Origin of the sequence: Flavimaribacter sediminis (assembly GCF_019492055.1) — a bacterium.
GTDB classification, from domain to species: Bacteria; Pseudomonadota; Alphaproteobacteria; order Rhizobiales; family Rhizobiaceae; genus Flavimaribacter; species Flavimaribacter sediminis.
In genome coordinates this window covers 1,047,262-1,063,257 of record NZ_JAICBX010000002.1, presented here as the reverse complement: position 1 = coordinate 1,063,257, position 15,996 = coordinate 1,047,262, and the positions used below count along the sequence as shown (strand labels likewise).

15 protein-coding genes are annotated in these 15,996 nt (G+C 59.3%); 5 read left to right on the top strand and 10 right to left on the bottom strand.

What is annotated here, in order from left to right; translation table 11 throughout:
* Window positions 1-469: 469 nt before the first annotated feature.
* Window positions 470-592, bottom strand: coding sequence for a hypothetical protein (locus K1W69_RS27060; protein WP_258571024.1), 123 nt, complete (start codon window positions 590-592; stop codon window positions 470-472).
* 271 nt (window positions 593-863) lie between these two features.
* On the opposite strand from K1W69_RS27060, the gene cysK reads away from it, so the two are divergent.
* Complete coding sequence (cysK, locus tag K1W69_RS13215; RefSeq protein WP_220228801.1) at window positions 864-2,360, top strand: cysteine synthase A; 1,497 nt, start codon at window positions 864-866, stop codon at window positions 2,358-2,360.
* 20 nt (window positions 2,361-2,380) lie between these two features.
* Here cysK and K1W69_RS13210 read toward each other — a convergent pair whose 3' ends face one another.
* The 3 genes from K1W69_RS13210 to K1W69_RS13200 all read right to left on the bottom strand — a co-directional run bounded on the left by K1W69_RS13210 (window position 2,381) and on the right by K1W69_RS13200 (window position 5,089).
* Window positions 2,381-3,613, bottom strand: a complete 1,233-nt coding sequence (locus K1W69_RS13210; RefSeq protein ID WP_220228800.1) for an HlyD family secretion protein — start codon at window positions 3,611-3,613, stop codon at window positions 2,381-2,383.
* Between the two features lie 3 nt (window positions 3,614-3,616).
* Window positions 3,617-4,069 carry a hypothetical protein gene (locus tag K1W69_RS13205; RefSeq protein WP_258571023.1) on the bottom strand — a complete coding sequence of 151 codons (453 nt, stop codon included), beginning with the start codon at window positions 4,067-4,069 and terminating at the stop codon, window positions 3,617-3,619.
* Between the two features lie 147 nt (window positions 4,070-4,216).
* Window positions 4,217-5,089: a sugar phosphate isomerase/epimerase family protein gene (locus K1W69_RS13200; protein ID WP_220228799.1), complete on the bottom strand. Its 873-nt coding sequence runs from the start codon at window positions 5,087-5,089 to the stop codon at window positions 4,217-4,219.
* Window positions 5,090-5,167: 78 nt separating this feature from the next.
* Between K1W69_RS13200 and K1W69_RS13195 the strand changes: the two genes are divergently transcribed.
* On the top strand, window positions 5,168-5,638 hold the full coding sequence (locus tag K1W69_RS13195) for a Rid family hydrolase (protein ID WP_220228798.1): 471 nt from the start codon (window positions 5,168-5,170) through the stop codon (window positions 5,636-5,638).
* Window positions 5,639-5,693: 55 nt separating this feature from the next.
* On the opposite strand, the gene K1W69_RS13190 is transcribed toward K1W69_RS13195, so the two are convergent.
* Entirely contained in the window at window positions 5,694-6,083 is a 390-nt protein-coding gene (locus tag K1W69_RS13190) for a hypothetical protein (protein ID WP_220228797.1), read from the bottom strand.
* Between the two features lie 113 nt (window positions 6,084-6,196).
* Here K1W69_RS13190 and K1W69_RS13185 point away from each other — a divergent pair, with 113 nt between their 5' ends.
* Window positions 6,197-6,994: a helix-turn-helix transcriptional regulator gene (locus tag K1W69_RS13185; protein ID WP_220228796.1), complete on the top strand. Its 798-nt coding sequence runs from the start codon at window positions 6,197-6,199 to the stop codon at window positions 6,992-6,994.
* Window positions 6,995-7,000: 6 nt separating this feature from the next.
* Here K1W69_RS13185 and betC read toward each other — a convergent pair whose 3' ends face one another.
* The 5 genes from betC to K1W69_RS13160 all read right to left on the bottom strand — a co-directional run bounded on the left by betC (window position 7,001) and on the right by K1W69_RS13160 (window position 12,869).
* Window positions 7,001-8,509, bottom strand: coding sequence for a choline-sulfatase (gene betC, locus K1W69_RS13180; RefSeq protein ID WP_220228795.1), 1,509 nt, complete (start codon window positions 8,507-8,509; stop codon window positions 7,001-7,003).
* A gap of 16 nt (window positions 8,510-8,525) precedes the next feature.
* Window positions 8,526-9,584: a quaternary amine ABC transporter ATP-binding protein gene (locus tag K1W69_RS13175; RefSeq protein ID WP_220228794.1), complete on the bottom strand. Its 1,059-nt coding sequence runs from the start codon at window positions 9,582-9,584 to the stop codon at window positions 8,526-8,528.
* Window positions 9,585-9,596: 12 nt separating this feature from the next.
* Window positions 9,597-10,631: an ABC transporter permease gene (locus K1W69_RS13170; RefSeq protein WP_220228793.1), complete on the bottom strand. Its 1,035-nt coding sequence runs from the start codon at window positions 10,629-10,631 to the stop codon at window positions 9,597-9,599.
* Window positions 10,632-10,864: 233 nt separating this feature from the next.
* Window positions 10,865-11,836, bottom strand: a complete 972-nt coding sequence (locus tag K1W69_RS13165) for an ABC transporter substrate-binding protein (RefSeq protein ID WP_220228792.1) — start codon at window positions 11,834-11,836, stop codon at window positions 10,865-10,867.
* A 157-nt stretch (window positions 11,837-11,993) separates the two neighbouring features.
* Window positions 11,994-12,869: a LysR family transcriptional regulator gene (locus K1W69_RS13160; protein WP_220228791.1), complete on the bottom strand. Its 876-nt coding sequence runs from the start codon at window positions 12,867-12,869 to the stop codon at window positions 11,994-11,996.
* A gap of 223 nt (window positions 12,870-13,092) precedes the next feature.
* Between K1W69_RS13160 and K1W69_RS13155 the strand changes: the two genes are divergently transcribed.
* Window positions 13,093-13,395, top strand: a complete 303-nt coding sequence (locus tag K1W69_RS13155) for a hypothetical protein (protein WP_220228790.1) — start codon at window positions 13,093-13,095, stop codon at window positions 13,393-13,395.
* Window positions 13,396-13,434: 39 nt separating this feature from the next.
* Complete coding sequence (locus tag K1W69_RS13150; protein WP_220228789.1) at window positions 13,435-15,873, top strand: tetratricopeptide repeat protein; 2,439 nt, start codon at window positions 13,435-13,437, stop codon at window positions 15,871-15,873.
* The last annotated feature ends 123 nt before the right edge of the window (window positions 15,874-15,996 follow it).

The window sequence follows — 15,996 nt, the reverse complement described above, 5'->3', positions numbered from 1 at the left end:
TGAGAAAAGCGCTCGATATCCTGGAGCATCGCGCGAACAAGGACCGAACTTGAATGCATGGCGTCTGCCGTTAACCAACCCCAATCAGCGCCACCGCAACACGGTCGTCATTATCCATGTTTCGGCTGCGTGCGCGCCGGGCGCTTCTTCGCAGAGCTGAGCGAATCGCCAGAAGAATTCCTCGTTCAACCTGGCGATTTCCACTGGGTCGGAAGTCGATCTGGCGAAAAGTTGCAGCCGCGGTTTGATTCACCAAAACCGCGCACATGACCGGCGTACAGCCTTCCATAGGCCTTCGGATCGCCAATCTCGTTGACACACACATCGTCCGGATTGACCGCTGCGGGTTCGACGCCGCATCATCGAGCTTTCGATAGGCTTCAATCGCCGGCATGACCGCGTCGATCGCGCTATGGCCGGGTCCGCACCCGTCGTCTGTCAGAATGAATTCCGGCGAAACTATTCCGATCTACACAACGAGGTCAGCGATCAGCGCGGACTTGGACAGCACAGCCCGGTCCTTCATGTGGGAGTAGCGGTCGTAATCGACCATATGCCCGGTTGAAGCCTCGTGCTTGTCGGTTGGGTTCATGGCCGGCGATCTCCCTTTTGCATCGAATTTGACGTTGGAATGCGGCGTCATGTCAGTGTTGACGCGAGAGTCGAGATCTGGGTGTTCAACCCAGAGTACGAGGCTTGCGTTTGCAATAGACAAATTCACCGCTTTCCATTCGAAACAATTGAAACACGAACCGCTCGTTGCAGCCGTTCGATTGAAACACGCCCTTCTTATGAGACCGGTCGAGCGGCGTCGCCGCAGGACAAAGCGTCGGTGTCGGCGCGCCGAAAAAGGGGTAGAAATCATGCAGGGCATCCGATCATCCATTCTCGATACGATCGGCGGCACGCCGGTCGTCCGGATCAACAATCTCGGACCCGACCACGTCGAGATCTACGCCAAACTCGAGGCGTTCAATCCGCTCGGTTCGGTCAAGGACCGACTGGCGCTCGGCGTCATCGAGGCGGCTGAACGAGACGGTTCCCTGAAACCCGGCCAGACAGTCGTGGAAGCGACGTCAGGCAATACCGGCATCGGTCTTGCGATGGTCTGCGCCCAGAAGGGCTATCCCCTCGTCATCGTGATGGCGGAGAGTTTCAGCGTCGAGCGCCGGCGGGTGATGCGGTTTCTCGGCGCCCGCGTGATCCTGACGCCGGCCGCTGAAAAAGGCACCGGCATGATTGCCAAGGCGAAGGAGCTCGCGGAGAAGCACGGCTGGTTCCTGACCCGGCAGTTCGAGAACGAAGCTAATTGCGACGTGCATTCGCGCACAACAGCGGTGGAAATTCTCGAAGACTTCCGCGAGATCGGCCTGGACTACTGGGTCTCGGGCTGCGGAACCGGCGGAACCGTGAAAGGCGTGGCGCGCGTTCTGAAGGAGAAGTCTCCGCAAACGCAGGTAATTGTGGCGGAGCCTGACAACGCGCAACTTCTTGCGAGCGGCGTCGCGCAATCGCGCCACGCCGATGGCAGCGCGGCATCAAGCCATCCCGGTTTCCGCCCTCATCTGATGCAGGGATGGACGCCCGATTTTATTCCGAAACTCGCAGGCGACGCAATGGACCTCGGCGTCGTCGACAGACTGCAGCCTGTCAGCGGCAAGGATGCCTTGCAATGCGCCAGAGATCTCGCCGCCAGGGAAGGCATATTCTGCGGCACGAGCGGCGGCGCTACCTTTGCAGCGGCGCTGAAGGTCGCGGAAACTGCGCCCGCGGGGTCCCGGATCCTGGCGATGATTCCGGATACTGGCGAGCGGTATCTTTCGACTCCGTTGTTCGAAGATGTCGCGGAAACCATGACGGACGAAGAGATGGAGATCGCCGCGTCGACGCCCGGCTATCGCTTCGACGCCGCACAACCTCGTGCGCCGGTGGGCGCTGCGCCGGTTGTCGCCGCCAAGTCGGAAGCGCTCGCTCATGTCGAGAGCGCCATTGCGAATCCGGATGAGCCCGTCGTCATGTTCGCCCTGGAATGGTGTGAATTCTGCTGGTCAGTTCGAAAACTGTTCGCTGCTGCCGGCATTCGCTACCGATCCATCGATCTCGATTCCGTCGCCTATCAGAAAAACGGGCTTGGCGGCGATATTCGCGCGGCTCTTCTGCAGATGACCGGTCAGCCGACGATTCCCCAGATCTTCATCGGGGGCGCTCATATTGGAGGCGCGACGGAGACGTTCGACGCCTTCAACGATGGAAGCCTGCAGCAAATGCTCGCCGCGTCGGGTCTAGAATGCGACATTGCACTGGACAGGGATGCATACAGCTTTCTTCCGAAGTGGCTGCATCCCCGAAAGGCGTCCTGACGGGCGATCTGCGCCTGGCGTCAGTGTCCGCCGAGCACCAGTGTTTCGACGGGCAGTCTCAGCGCCTGTACGCGCAGGATAGCCGCATGGACGACTCCCATGGCGCCGATGGCGTGCAGGAACACCGCGTGCAGGCCTGTGACCTCACCGGAGGCCAGTTTTTCGTGATTGCTGGTGTAGGCGTTTGCGACGCAACTGCTTCCAGGCGGGATGTTTTCCAGACCGCCTTCGAAGAGCGGCTCCATATAGACGGTTATGGTTCCCGGATTGGCGGTCTGCTGAACGTCGATGAGCTGATCGGAAGGGCGAATCTGGCCGGCGGCGATGACCGGCTGAATCCGTGTAATCACAAGCGGGATGATGGTGAACGGCTTGCCGATACAGGCGGCTTCCCCGATCATTCCGACCTTCAGGACTTGCGCTTCTATCTGGCCGAAGCCTGCAATCAGCGCCTTGCGGCCCGCTTCGCTTGGCACGAGAATGCCGGCGGGACGAAGCAGCGGATTGACGACGTCGCCGGGTCTCAGCGTAAATTGCTGGACAACGCCGGACACGCCGGCGACGACAAGCGTCTTGTCCAGCTCCACCTGGGCTTGCGCAAGCGCCGCCTCGGCGCTCTTCTTCTGGGCCGGCAGCAGGGTGTTGATCTTGGTTTCGACCGATTGCCTGTTTGCTATCGCTGACGCAACGCCGCCTTCGCGCGTGTCGACGACCGTTTGCAGCCGCTCGACCTCGCGCTGCGACACGGTGCTTGCATCGCGGTTGAGCAGCTCTTGCTTTGTATTGAGTTCGTCAAGAGCCTGCTTGTATGCGCCTTGCGCCTGCGTCACCTGACCATCGGCGCCAGCGAGTTCTTTCTCGGCCACCGCCAGCTGCGCATCAACTTCTGCGATCTGGGTCTGTGCGGCGTCCACGGCAGCCTGCTGCTTCGAGCTGTCGAGTCGGAAGAGGGGCGCGCCCGCTTCGACGGTTTCATTGTCCGTGACGTAGACTTCTTCCACGCGGCCGCCGATTTCCGGAAGAATGGTCACCGTGCGGAAGACCGCTGTCACCGAAGTCGTGGACGGATGATAGTAGAAGATGAGGGTAATCAGTGTGATGGTCAGAAGAAGGCAGGTGATGATGCCCCATCGCAGCTCGAACCATACCGAATAAAAGGTGATTTCATGGCCGACCCGCTTGCCCTGCACATAGCGCCGGAATAGGTAATCCGGCAGAATGGTGACCATGGAGCATAAGAGGAGTTCGATCATCGGTCAGCCCTTCCTCTGCCAGGGAAAAGGCTGTGCAGCCGCTGCTTGCTCATCATAGGACAATACGCCTGACTGCCCCTCTGGTCCTGGCGGCCGTCGTCTGCCCGACAGCTTTTCCAGCGATCTCGCCATCGAAGACAGCGGGGCGGTCAGGTCCGGAAGATCGATCATCGCCAGAAGCAGCGCCGCAATCCAGAATATCGCATTGTGCGTGAAGAGCGCGATCAGGGCCAGAATGGCGACCACTTCGTACTGCACCTTGCTCGTACGATGCGCGAGATGTTCAGGCAGGGCGTGGAGTTTGAGATAGAGCGTTCCGATCATCAGGACTGCGGCGATCAGGAAAGCAAGCATGATAAAAAACAGAGTGTCTGTCTGACCCGGCATTGCGACGAATGACGGCAAATGATCCGTCGCCGCCGGGTTCATGACCGCGGTCGCAGTTGTGTCGGCCATGAATACAATTCCCCCGCCAGCAAGGTCCCCGATAGTGGAAAGACTACTAGCCTCACGGTTGAGGCAAGTCCAGTATTACCGACAGTGAATACGCGCGTGAGATTTCTAATTTGGTTGAAGACTTCCTTTTCCGCCTTTATGAGCCCCTCATCGAGACTGGAACTGCGCCATTGTCGTGACGAAAGACCTTCCAGCGGCTTCCCGGATCGGCAAGCGTCGATGCTCCCGGGATATGATTTCGACGGACCAGAAATCATCGAATCCCGTTTTCCGAATCGCCTCCACGAAACCGGAGGGATCGAGCGCGCCTTGTCCGCAAAGCCGCCGGTTATGGATTGTATCCTCGAACAGGGAGCCGCGCACATCCGCATCGGCGTCGCTCAGCTCGACCGACACAATGGCGTTCTCCGGAACGCGGCTGACCGCCTCATAGGACGCGCCTCCCCGCGCCATGTGCCAGATGTCGAGCACCAGTCCTCCATATTCATGGTCCGCTCCGGCTACGATCTCCAGCCCGCGCTCCAACGTCGCCACGTTTGAAAACGGCATGATTTCCAGACCGATTTTGACGCCGGAATGCTTTGCTGTTTCGCATATGGCGGCGAAGCTTTCTATCGCCTTTTCGATGTCGATATCAGTCTTGTCGTAGTCGCCGGCGATCTTCAGATCGCGAGCGCCCAGAACAGTCGCCGCCTCGCAGAGTTCTTCAAGCATGCGGTTGGAGGCGGACTTCTTCTCCCCGCTGGCGAACCAGTCGACGAGCAGTTCGAGTTCGACATGCGGCATGTCGTGATCGTCGAGAATGTTGCGCATGGTTCCAAGGCCGATAAGACCGGCCTGATGCACCAGGTCCGCATGAATGAGGCCGACGCCGCGATAGCCCGCCTCTGCGGCCGCTTCGACGCGCTCGACGACAGAATGCGGACTGATTTCGCTCGGCGCGGACGGGTAGACGTCTCCGGCGATCGTCCAGTAGGCTGCCAGCAGGTCCGGGCTTTCATTATTCGATTGAGCCGTCATGACGGTCCTCGTGAAAATGGTGCATTACAGGGTTATTGCTACTATCCGTTGCAAGTTTCAGGCAAGAGGAGTTCGACCATGCGCAAGACGATCATTCCGGACGCTCTCCAGGATGTGCACGATCAATGGCATTTTGCGCCGGCGGTCGTCGCCAGGGGCATGATATTCTGTTCGGGGATCATCGGCACCAGCCCGGACGGCGCGGCGCCAGGAAAAGCCGCTCTGGAGGGAGCGCGGTCAACGCTTGGGGAAGGAGACGCCAAGCCGGTTGCCGCACTTCAGGCTGTGCGTGATCCGAAGGCGCAGTTCGAGACCGCCTTTGAAGCGCTGGCGTCAATCCTCGGCGAGGCCGGCGCGGGACTCGCCGATATCGTGGAACTGACGAGCTACCATGTCGACATGGACCAGCATATGGTAACGTTCGTGCAGGTCAGGGACGCCTATCTGAATCCGCCCTGGCCGGCCTGGACCGCCATCGGCGTAAAAAATCTCATCGTGCCGGGCGGACTTGTGGAACTGCGGGCGGTGGCGCTTGCGCCGGATGACTGAATCCGCAGATCCCGCAGCGCTTCAGGCGCTGCGGGGGTATGGCTGCATACGGCGTTCAGCCGGTTTTCTTCAGGCCCATGATTTGCAATTCAGCGAACAGGCCGACTGCGACGGCCTGGGCGATGACGAAGGCTTGACCGAGCGCAGTCGGGTTGGCCCAACCGGAAAAGAGAAACAGGATGCTCGCTAGGACCCAGGCGATATTGCAGCCGATGATGAGCTGCACCGTTTGTCTTTGAGGAGCCGGCGGTCGGGCCGTCCAGCCAACCAGGGCGGCGTAAGGCAGAAGCAGCACGCCGACGATCCTGAGAAACGTCGCGTCGAGACCTAAATATGGGGCAAGCAGTCCGGCTCCGATGGCGAGCATCAACGCCATTGCACCGGATGCGGCGAAATCCAGAAAGAGCGCAGTATGCAGCAGGGAACGTCGTGTAATGGCGGTCATGTCGGACCTCTCCGGTTCTGTTGATGATGGGCGCATCGTCTTCAAGTTGGATCGTGCGTTCAATTACGTCAGAGGTAATGGCCACGAGAAACACCCGGTGCTATCGATGGCGTATGGCCAGTTCCCAAACACCCGGCGGACAGATTCGCGAGTGGCGCGCGCGGCGGCGCATGAGCCAGCTTGATCTGGCGCTCGCAGCCGGCGTTTCACAGCGTCATCTGAGTTTTGTCGAAAGCGGTCGCTCGCGCCCAAGTCGCGAACTCGTTCTCAACCTGGGCCGCGAGCTGGCGATCCCGCCGCGGGAGCAGAACGTGATCCTGAACGCCGCCGGCTTCGCGCCCGTTTTCAACAAGCGCAGGCTTGACGATCCTGCGCTCGACACCGTCCGCCTGGCCGTCGAACGAGTGCTTGCAGCGCACGAACCCTTTCCCGCGCTCGCAGTCGATCGGGCCTGGTCTCTGGTGACGGCCAACAGGACGGCGCTGGCGCTCGTCTCAGCGTTGGCGTCGCCACGCCTTCTGGAGCCGCCCGTCAATGTGCTGCGATTGAGTCTTCATCCGGATGGATTCGCTCCGAGAATCCTGAATGTCCGCGAGTGGAAGCAGCACGTGCTTGCGCGCCTGAGGGGGCAAATAGAGGTGAGCTACGATCGCGAACTCGTAGCGCTTCATGACGAATTGTCGGCCTGGCCCGTTCCGGCTTCGGACACCCGTCCGAGCGATCCCAACGATGTCTATGTGCCGTTACAACTGTCCACGCCGGCGGGCGTCCTTTCTTTGATCAGCACGACCACGGTTTTCGGCACGCCGGTCGACGTCACCGTGTCGGAACTGGCGATCGAGGCGTTCTTTCCGGCGGATGGATCGGACCCGACAGCGGTGGAATGGCTGAAGGATCTGGCGTCAAGCTGAATCCGGTTACTCTCCGCGCGGGAATCGCTGGTTCTCCTCCACGACGTTGAGATCCATATGATTGCGCATATAGCGTTCGCTGGCCTTCATCAGCGGCTGGTAGTCCCATGGATAGTAGGCGCCCTTTCGCAGGGCCGGATAGACCACCCAACGCCGGGCCTGGCTTTCGCGCACCGCGGCGTCGAACGCCGCAAGATCCCAGCGCGCCTCCGACTGCCGCTTCAGATCAGCAAGAACATCGGCATGCGCCGGATCACCGGCGAGATTGCGCAGTTCATGCGGATCATGATCGAGATTGAAGAGCTGGTCGGGATCCAGCGCACAGCGATTGTATTTCCAGGGACCGGACCGCAGGCTCACAAGCGGCGCGTAGGAGGCTTCCGCCGCATACTCCATCATGACCGGCGCCTCGCGATCTTCGCCGTTCATCAGACCGACGAGCGAATGGCCGTCGGTCCAGGGCGCGATGTCACCCATCGACACGCCTGCGATGTCGCAGAGCGTCGGTGTGACGTCAACGGTCGAGACAGGCGTGTCGATGCGGCCGGGCGCCACGCCTTCTGCGCTGATCATGAGCGGAACCCGCGATGAACCTTCGTAGAAACTCATCTTGAACCACAGGCCGCGTTCCCCCAGCATGTCGCCGTGGTCCGAGACGAACAGGATCGTGGCTTCCTGGCGCGTGGCCTTCACCGCCGACAGGATCTCGCCGATCTTCTCGTCGAGATAGCTGATATTGGCGAAATAGGCCCGACGCGACCGGCGGATGTCTTCTTCCGTGATGTTGAAGCTGCGCCAGTCGTTTGCGTCGAAGATACGCTGGCTGTGCGCATCATGGTCTTCGTAAGCCATCGCCGCCACGTTCGGGAGAAGATGGTCGCAATCCTTGTAGAGGTCCCAGTAGCGCCGCCTGGCGACATACGGATCGTGAGGATGGGTGAAGCTGACGGTCAGGCACCAGGGCTGTCCGTCCTGTCGGCGCGACAGGTCATAGACCTTGCGCACGGCGTTGTAGGCGACCTCGTCGTCATATTCGAGCTGGTTGCTGATTTCGGCGACGCCGGCGCCGGTGACGCTGCCCATGTTGTGATACCACCACTCGATCCGCTCGCCGGGTTTGCGATAATCCGGCGTCCAGCCGAAATCCGCCGGATAGACGTCGGTGGTCAGCCGCTCCTCGAAGCCGTGCAGCTGATCGGGACCGACGAAATGCATCTTGCCCGACAGGCAGGTGTGATATCCGGCGTTGCGCAGGTGGTGCGCGAAGGTCGGGATGTCGGAGGCGAACTCCGCTGCGTTGTCATAGACCCGGGTGCGGCTCGGCAACTGGCCGGACATGAAACTTGCGCGGCCAGGCGCGCATAGAGGCGAAGCCGTGTAGCTGTTTGCAAATCGCGCCGACCGCTGCGCCAGCGCCCTGATATTCGGTACATGCAGCCAGTCTGCCGGACCGTCAGGGAAAAAGGTTCCGTTGAGCTGATCCACCATCAGGACCAGAATGTTTGACTTCGACATCGAACTATCCTGTCAGCTACATGACCCTGTCGGATCCCGAGGTCGGCCTTGCAGGGACAAGGGCGCGCACCAGGTCCTTCATGTGCAGGAGCCCCACATCCTCCCCGCCGCGCTGCACCCTGTAGGTCAGGTTGGTGTCGCCGCCGGAAATCTCTATGAGTTTTTCCAGATTGTCGTCAGCGTCGACGATGCCTGCTATGCCGCCGGCGTCGCCATCGAAATCACTCATCACCGAGCGAACTCTCAGAACACGGGCGCGATTGATGTCGCTGACGAAGTCCTCGATATAGGGGTCGTTGGGATTGAGAAGGATGTCCTGCGGTTCGCCCTGTTGGACGACATGCCCATCTTTCAGGATCACCAGGTGGTCGGAAAGCTTCAGCGCCTCGTCGAGATCGTGGGTGATGAAAACGATTGTCTTCTGCAGATCCTTTTGCAACTCCAGGAGCAGGTCTTGCATGTCGGTGCGGATCAGCGGATCGAGCGCCGAGAAGGCTTCGTCCATCAGCATGATGTCGCTATCCGATGCAAGCGCCCGGGCGATGCCGACTCGTTGCTGCATGCCGCCGGAGAGCTGATGCGGATGCTGGTTTTCCACGCCCGTCAGCCCGGTGCGGTTCAGCCATTTCAGCCCTTCGCGACTTGCGATTTCCTCACTTTCGCCCCGCACGACGCGGGCCATGCCTGCGTTCTGAAGCACGGTGCGGTGCGGCAGGAGCGCGAATTTCTGGAAGACCATAGACATTTTCTCGCGGCGTAGTTGCCGCAGTTTGGCCTCGCCATAGGCCAACACGTCCTCGCCGTCGACGATCACCTGGCCAGCAGTCGGTTCGATCAGCCGGTTCAGGTGTCGGATCAGGGTGGATTTGCCGGAGCCGGAAAGGCCCATGATGACCGTGATCTCGCCAGGCTGCATATCGACATTGATGTCCTGGAGGCCAAGGACATGGTGATATTTCTCGAGTAGATCGGGTTTGCTTGTTCCGTTCCTGACATGGGCAAGCGCCTTGTCCGGTTCGGCGCCGAAGATCTTGTAGAGACCGCGGATCGAGATCTTGGGTTCGCTGTTCGACATCGTTCCGTCTCCTCAGTGTGTCTGCGCTGAATTGACCCGCTGCAGGGCCGCCTTTGAGACGCGGTCGAGCAGGATGGCCAGAAGCACGATACAGAAGCCGGAGATCAGGCCGACGCCCAGTTCCAGATTGCGGATACCACGCAGCACGAGCACGCCGAGACCGGGGGCGGATACCAGCGATGCGATCACCACCATGGCAAGCGACATCATGATCGTCTGGTTGACGCCGGCCATGATGTTCGGCATCGCCAGCGGTATCTGGACTCCGAAGAGTTTCTGCCGCGAGGTCATGCCGAAAGCGTCCGCCGCCTCGATAACGTCCTTGTCGACGAGCCGGATTCCGAGGTCGGTCAGCCGGATAACGGGCACGATTGCGTAGAGAATGATGGCGATGCCGTAGAGCTTCGATTCGGTGACGCTGAAAAGAAAAATCAGCGGAATAAGATAGACGAAGGTCGGCAGCGTCTGCAGCATGTCGAGAACGGGTATGAGCGCACGCTGCAATGCATTGTTGCGCGACATGGCGATGCCGATCGGTACGCCGAGGACCACGCAAAGGACGGTGCAGACGAAAATGATCGAGAGTGTCTGCACCGAATAGGAGTAATGGTCGATCAGCGCCAGGAAGGCCATGGACAGGCCGACGAGCCACAGCATGGCGACGTTGCGGGTCGCGAACCACACCGCCAGAATGAAGAGGGGAATCAGTATGAACCAGGGGATTGCCTGGAAAATGTAGAGAGACCCGTCCAACGCCCAGCTGAGCGGCTGAGTAACGGGATCGAGTACGACTTTTAGCGCATCCTTGACGTCAAGAAAGGCGTTGGCGACGCCGTTGGTCATGTCCCGGGTCCGCGGAATGGCGTGGCAGGCCGCATTCAGATTGTCCAGTGAAGGAAAGGGTATGTCTGCGATCGAAACCGACTCTTCTGCGTCGCCCTTCGTCTGTTTGAGCAGCTCGGCCATGGTCATTGGTCCGGTGCTTTTGTCGGCGTCACACCACTCGCGCAGCCCCAATGCGTCAAACAGCCCGTCATAGTAAGCCATGGTTGGTCCCCTCGGAATGCGATGCGTATCCCTGACCGGAGACGGTCAATACACTGTTCACGCATTGAACGTCCGGTGTTGCCCAATACAGCTGCGAGACCGCTCGCGCCGTTCCCGTTCGCCGGGTCCCGGGCATGCAAGGATCAGGGTTTACGCATCGATCCATATATTCGGTTATTGACTGTTTTTCATGCAAACGAATTCGGGGCCCGCGACAGGCCCCGAATTGGTGTTTACTGCAACAATGCGCTGAGCTTTTCCTTTGCGTCGTCATTGATCCAGTTCGGCCAGACGTCCTTGTAGGTCGTCAGGAAATAGACGGCTGCTTCCTCCGGCGAGGCGGAATTCGCATCCTGCCATGCCAGCACTTCACCCATCTGCTTGTTCGTGAAGGAAACCTTGGACATCAGTTCCTCGATGTCCGGCTGACGCTCGGCGAAATCCGTCGTCACGGCTGTCACAACCGGCGCCACTGGATAGCTGGATACACCCGGCGTTTCGCATTCCGGCGTTGCGTTGCAGGCGTGAATGTCAGGCTTGTGCTCGCCAAGGTCGACCAGAGCCATCGGATACTTGCCAAGCACTGATGTCGGCGCCCAGTAATAGCCGAGCCACGGCTCGTCGTTTTCGAAGGCCGCAGCAATAGATGTCGCCATGGTTTCGCCCGAGCCGTGCTGAAATACCTCGAAACCCTTGCCTTCCAGGTCCAGCGCCTTGGCGAGGTTGCCGTTAATGTTCTTGCAGCCCCAACCGTCCGGGCACTGGTGGAAACGTCCTCCGACCAGATCGGGATTGGCCAACAGTCCGTCGAGCGTTGTTAGTTCGGGATGCTCGTCGACAACCGACTGGGGAATCCACCAGCCTTCGACGCCGCCGTCGGACAGCACATTGCCGACGGTCTTGATCTTGCCGGCTTCTTCCAGCGGCTTGTAGGCTGGCGCGCCATTAAGCCAAAGCTCGGTGACGATATCCGGCTTGCCGGTTTCGGCCACTGAAGCGATTGAGGGAACCGTGGAAGAGGGAACAGTGGTTACCTCACATCCGTAGCCTTGCTCCATCAGGAACTTCGATACCTGTGTTACGACGGCAGAGGACGCCCAGTTCATCTCGGTGATCGTAACCTCGCCGCACTCCGCTTGCGCCGCTGTGGCAAAGCCCAGCGTTCCGACAATGGCGGTTGCTGCGAAAAGTGTCGTGAATTTCATCTCATTCTCCTTGTCAGGGCCGGCATGCATCCATCGCTGGCGCCGCCGCCGGCCTCCCTTCTATTCTCAGTAGCAATGTTCACGATTGCGCCGGAATATTCACGCCTCGAAGACTAAGCGCTGGCTGTGCGAAAACCTATTGGGAGGGCGGCTGTTTTCAATCGGAAATACCGATTGAACCCTGATGTTGGATCAATTCATCCAGCATGTCCAGGGCGAGGCGGATCAACCCGTCGTGACGCTTGGTCACGTGGACCACAGAGTAGACCGGAAGCGAGATCAAGGGTGCGCCGGCGACATGTCGCAATTCGCTAATCATCTGCGTTGCCCCTGTTACGACATGTTTTGGCAGGTAGGCGCTGCCGCCGAACCTTTGCAGAAACGCGACGGTCATCTCTTCGTTTCCAACAGTCATTGGCGCCTGCCTCAAACCGGGCAAACGCTCATCGTGGTTCCGGTCGAAATAAGGTGTGTAGACTGTCCGCAGATACTGGTCCGGCCGGACGTCCTTGATATGTTCACAGAGAGTAGAAACCATAACGAAATCATGGTGATATATTTGTTCGACGTGGACATCAGGCATGAAGCGCGGACTGAACATCACGCCGATGTCGGTGGCTCCGATTTCGAGATCGCGCATGATCTGGGCTGAATAATCCACTTCAAAATGCAGCGCGAGGTCCCCGTCCCTTGCCCGCAAGGCTTCCGCCCAGTCGAGGAGCAGCGTGCGGCTCAGACTGAACTGGGCGGAGATCCTCAATGCGCCGCTGTAGTCTTCCAGCTTGCCGACTTCGTGCCGCGCTATGTCCCAGGTAGCGAGCAGGCTTCTGGAGTGTCCGACGAATTTGTGCCCTGCGGCGGTGGGGACGGCGCCGCCGCGCCCCCGTTGGAACAAACGCGCCCCAAGCATGTCCTCGAGCTGCCGGATCCGCGAAGATACAGTCGATTGACTGATGTCGAGACGATCCGCGGTGCGGTTGAAACTGCGAGTTTCTAGGAGATCGAGAAATGTCGTGAGCAGGTTTTTGTCCATTCGACCAATCGTAATTTTCGATTGTTATTGACCGGTTCTAGCCGGTCCCGACGCTAAATTGAAGCGTGTCCGAACCATTCTTTCGGGACTGAAAACATGGTCCGGTGACAGACCGCGTTACTTTGTTGCTGCAAGTATTGATGGATTTTGGGTTGTCAATCGCGTTGACTTTGCAACTATTCATCGTATCGTTACGCGGATCAGCGGACTTCGGGAGGCAATCATGCTGGAATTCCTGAGGAACAATGCGGACTGGATCTTCGGTTCCGGCGGAGCAGTTGCGGCGTTGCTTGCGGTCTACAAGACGATTTTTGCCGGCAAAAAGGCCGAGGAGGCGAGTTCCGAAGGGCAGTCTGCTTCGGCTCCGCCGCAGAGCGTGCTGAATACCGCCATTGTCGCTGCCGCCGTTGTGGCTGTTGTCGGCCTCGCCTTCATGTTTGCGAGTCCATCGGAAACGACCAGGGCGAACAATGGCAGTGCTGCTGTCAGCGGCGACAACAACCAGGTGACAATCTCAAGAGATTGAGGGTGGGTCAGCTGAGTTGCCGGTCCATCCGGAGGTGTAATGCAATCGTCGTTGAAGATATCGGTTTTGCTCGGTATGGCGCTTGTCCTCCTTGCGCCGGTTGTATCCGCCCGTGCGCAATTTTTCGTGGACCGGCTCGTCGCATCGGAGTGCAGTGCGGTGGTGAAGGGCGACGACAACGTCGTGACCGTCAATTGCTCCACCATTTCATCTGAACAGCTCGAGGAGATCATGACCGCGATCGACGGCGGATTGAGGCAGGCCGCCGACAACCGCGACCGATACATGGAGCAATATGTTCGCGCCGAGATCCGCTCATGGGCTGCCCAGAACATAGATCTTCCGGCCTATTTCGGATTTCAAGAGTCGCCAGTCGCCGCCGAAACGCGCCCGGTGCAGGTCGCCTACGGGGCAGGCAAGACGATGTTCGATAACCGTGACTATGCCAATTCGGCGCTGCTGCTTCGCGAAGCATTCGACAATGCCGAAAACAGGCAGAGCCGCGCCCGTATCGGCGAACTGGTGACGGCCAGCCTGTTTGCCAACGGCCAGCATATCGAGGGTCTTGAATTCATCTGCGAGCGCTATGCGTCGCTGCCGAAAAACGACCATCGCTACCGACACGACATTCACAGCCACGTGCGCGCCATAGCCGCCAAGCAGGGTTATCGAATCGCGCTGTCCACCGTTTCACTGCTGCGTTTCCGCCGCGGCTGCAATCGCGGGGACATGTCACCGATCTGGGCGGCAATTCCCATCGACATCGGTTGGGCGATCGAGCGCGGATGGCCGCGCAAATATGTCTACGACCATACCGGCCCGATCCCGCCGGCCGACCTCGAGCTCCTCAAGCGCCTGACGAGCGCCGGCGTCCCATTTGCTGACTACGGTCATTACGTCCTGCTGGAATTTGACGCGATTATCGAGAATTATCCGAATTCCTACCTCTACGAGGACGCTTTTGCGGCCCGTGTCGAGTTCGCCGGAAACGCAAGGGAAGCCGAACGTCTGGAAAAGGAATTCGAGGCTCGATATCCCGGCTCCACGCTGGTGCCGTACATGCGCAAGCAACTGGTGGAGAAATTCATTGCCGCCAACGATTTCGCCGCCGCAGCCACGGCCTCCAGTCGCATTGACCCGGCGGCCTTCCGAGCCTTCGAGGAAGAGCGCGACCTTTTCGACTTTTACCGGAGGCCGCTTGATGTCTTTCTGAAGAAACGGAAGGTGTGGCTGACGGATTTTCGCGCCCAGCTGCGCATTGGCAATTACGATGTTCTACCCGACATGTTCGAGCAATACCGGCTCGACATCCGTTCGCTTGAGGCCGAGCCCTACAACCTCACGCTCGACAATCTCGACACCTGCATTGACCAGCGTATGGAGGCTTTCAGGCTACATGTCTTTTATCCCGAGCGTGACACGGAAGACACCGTCGATCCGGCCGATCCCTGTGCAGACGAATTTTTCGTCGGTGATCTGGTTGCCGACGAGTTGCTCGGGCTCCGGTTCGCCATCGCCGACGCCAACGTCCTGTCGTTGCGGACGATCAATACGGCAAATAACTATATCGAGGAAGTCGCCCGGCGGCTCGACAATGGCTCGGACGAGGAAATCTGGGAAACGCTCGAGGATGTGCGGCTTTGTACGGACTACGAACTCGTGGAGCGTTACGAACAGGACCGCTGCCTTGCCGTCATGTGGGGTCTCGGCAAGAATGTCGGACACGAATTGCTGTTTTCGACCTACGATTATTGCGCGATCAACTGCTCGCCAGACTATCAGGTGAAGGCGCTTTACCTACATGCGAGCCATCTCAAGCGGCATCGCGATTTCGCCGAGAGCACCGCCCTTTTCAAACGGATCGCGCAAGATTATCCGCAATCCCATCTCGTTGACGATGCGTTGACGGAGGTCGGTTACTACTATTTTGCAATCAGGAAGGACTTCTCCACGGCGATCCGCCATTTCCAGACGGTCGTCGAAACTTATCCCGACCGAAATGCCTATGACAATGCTCTCAACTGGCTGGCAATCCTCTACAGGCATACGGGCGATTTCGGTAAATCGCTTGACTATTCGCTGAGGCTCGTGCGCACCGCCGCCGACCAGCGCCTGAAACGTTTCGCCAGCGAGCGGGTGGAGGAGTTGAGGCAGCTTTCGGACGAAACGCTCAGCCATGCAATGTCCGATACTGTCACGTTCTGCAATCGCTGGCACGACTTCTTCGGCAGCGGCTGGGAGCAGAGTTTCGTTGCGGTCTGCGACGTCAAACGTGGCTCGCAACCGTGGCGGGCCGGCGTCAGGCCAGGCATGCGCGTCCTGCTGCTTGCCGAGCAGCCTGTCGTCAGCGTCTACGAGATGGCCCGGTTGTCGAACGGCTCCACATCGTTGGAGATCGTGTTTGACGGAGGATGGAACGAGGAAACGTTCGAAACGATCAAGATACGGATGCCATTCCGCGCCCTTTCGCCGGGTTAGAGAAGTTTTTCCGCGATTTCCAGGTTTTTTGGAACAAATGGCTTGGCGGGGCCAAATAGGCGCCTGTAGTTTGCGCTGCATTGCACAAGCGTATGTGCAATCCCGATTGTCACCGGGGTCGAG

Bases quoted from the DNA above. Each gene is read 5' to 3' on its own strand.
- K1W69_RS13170 (WP_220228793.1), bottom strand. From the start codon at position 10,631: ATGGCTTACTATGACGGGCTGTTTGACGCATTGGGGCTGCGCGAGTGG.
- K1W69_RS13165 (WP_220228792.1), bottom strand. From the start codon at position 11,836: ATGAAATTCACGACACTTTTCGCAGCAACCGCCATTGTCGGAACGCTG.
- K1W69_RS13175 (WP_220228794.1), bottom strand. From the start codon at position 9,584: ATGTCGAACAGCGAACCCAAGATCTCGATCCGCGGTCTCTACAAGATC.
- cysK (WP_220228801.1), top strand. From the start codon at position 864: ATGCAGGGCATCCGATCATCCATTCTCGATACGATCGGCGGCACGCCG.
- K1W69_RS13190 (WP_220228797.1), bottom strand. From the start codon at position 6,083: ATGACCGCCATTACACGACGTTCCCTGCTGCATACTGCGCTCTTTCTG.
- K1W69_RS13160 (WP_220228791.1), bottom strand. From the start codon at position 12,869: ATGGACAAAAACCTGCTCACGACATTTCTCGATCTCCTAGAAACTCGC.
- betC (WP_220228795.1), bottom strand. From the start codon at position 8,509: ATGTCGAAGTCAAACATTCTGGTCCTGATGGTGGATCAGCTCAACGGA.
- K1W69_RS13150 (WP_220228789.1), top strand. From the start codon at position 13,435: ATGCAATCGTCGTTGAAGATATCGGTTTTGCTCGGTATGGCGCTTGTC.
- K1W69_RS13185 (WP_220228796.1), top strand. From the start codon at position 6,197: ATGGCCAGTTCCCAAACACCCGGCGGACAGATTCGCGAGTGGCGCGCG.
- K1W69_RS13210 (WP_220228800.1), bottom strand. From the start codon at position 3,613: ATGATCGAACTCCTCTTATGCTCCATGGTCACCATTCTGCCGGATTAC.
- K1W69_RS13195 (WP_220228798.1), top strand. From the start codon at position 5,168: ATGCGCAAGACGATCATTCCGGACGCTCTCCAGGATGTGCACGATCAA.
- K1W69_RS13205 (WP_258571023.1), bottom strand. From the start codon at position 4,069: ATGGCCGACACAACTGCGACCGCGGTCATGAACCCGGCGGCGACGGAT.
- K1W69_RS13155 (WP_220228790.1), top strand. From the start codon at position 13,093: ATGCTGGAATTCCTGAGGAACAATGCGGACTGGATCTTCGGTTCCGGC.
- K1W69_RS27060 (WP_258571024.1), bottom strand. From the start codon at position 592: ATGAACCCAACCGACAAGCACGAGGCTTCAACCGGGCATATGGTCGAT.
- K1W69_RS13200 (WP_220228799.1), bottom strand. From the start codon at position 5,089: ATGACGGCTCAATCGAATAATGAAAGCCCGGACCTGCTGGCAGCCTAC.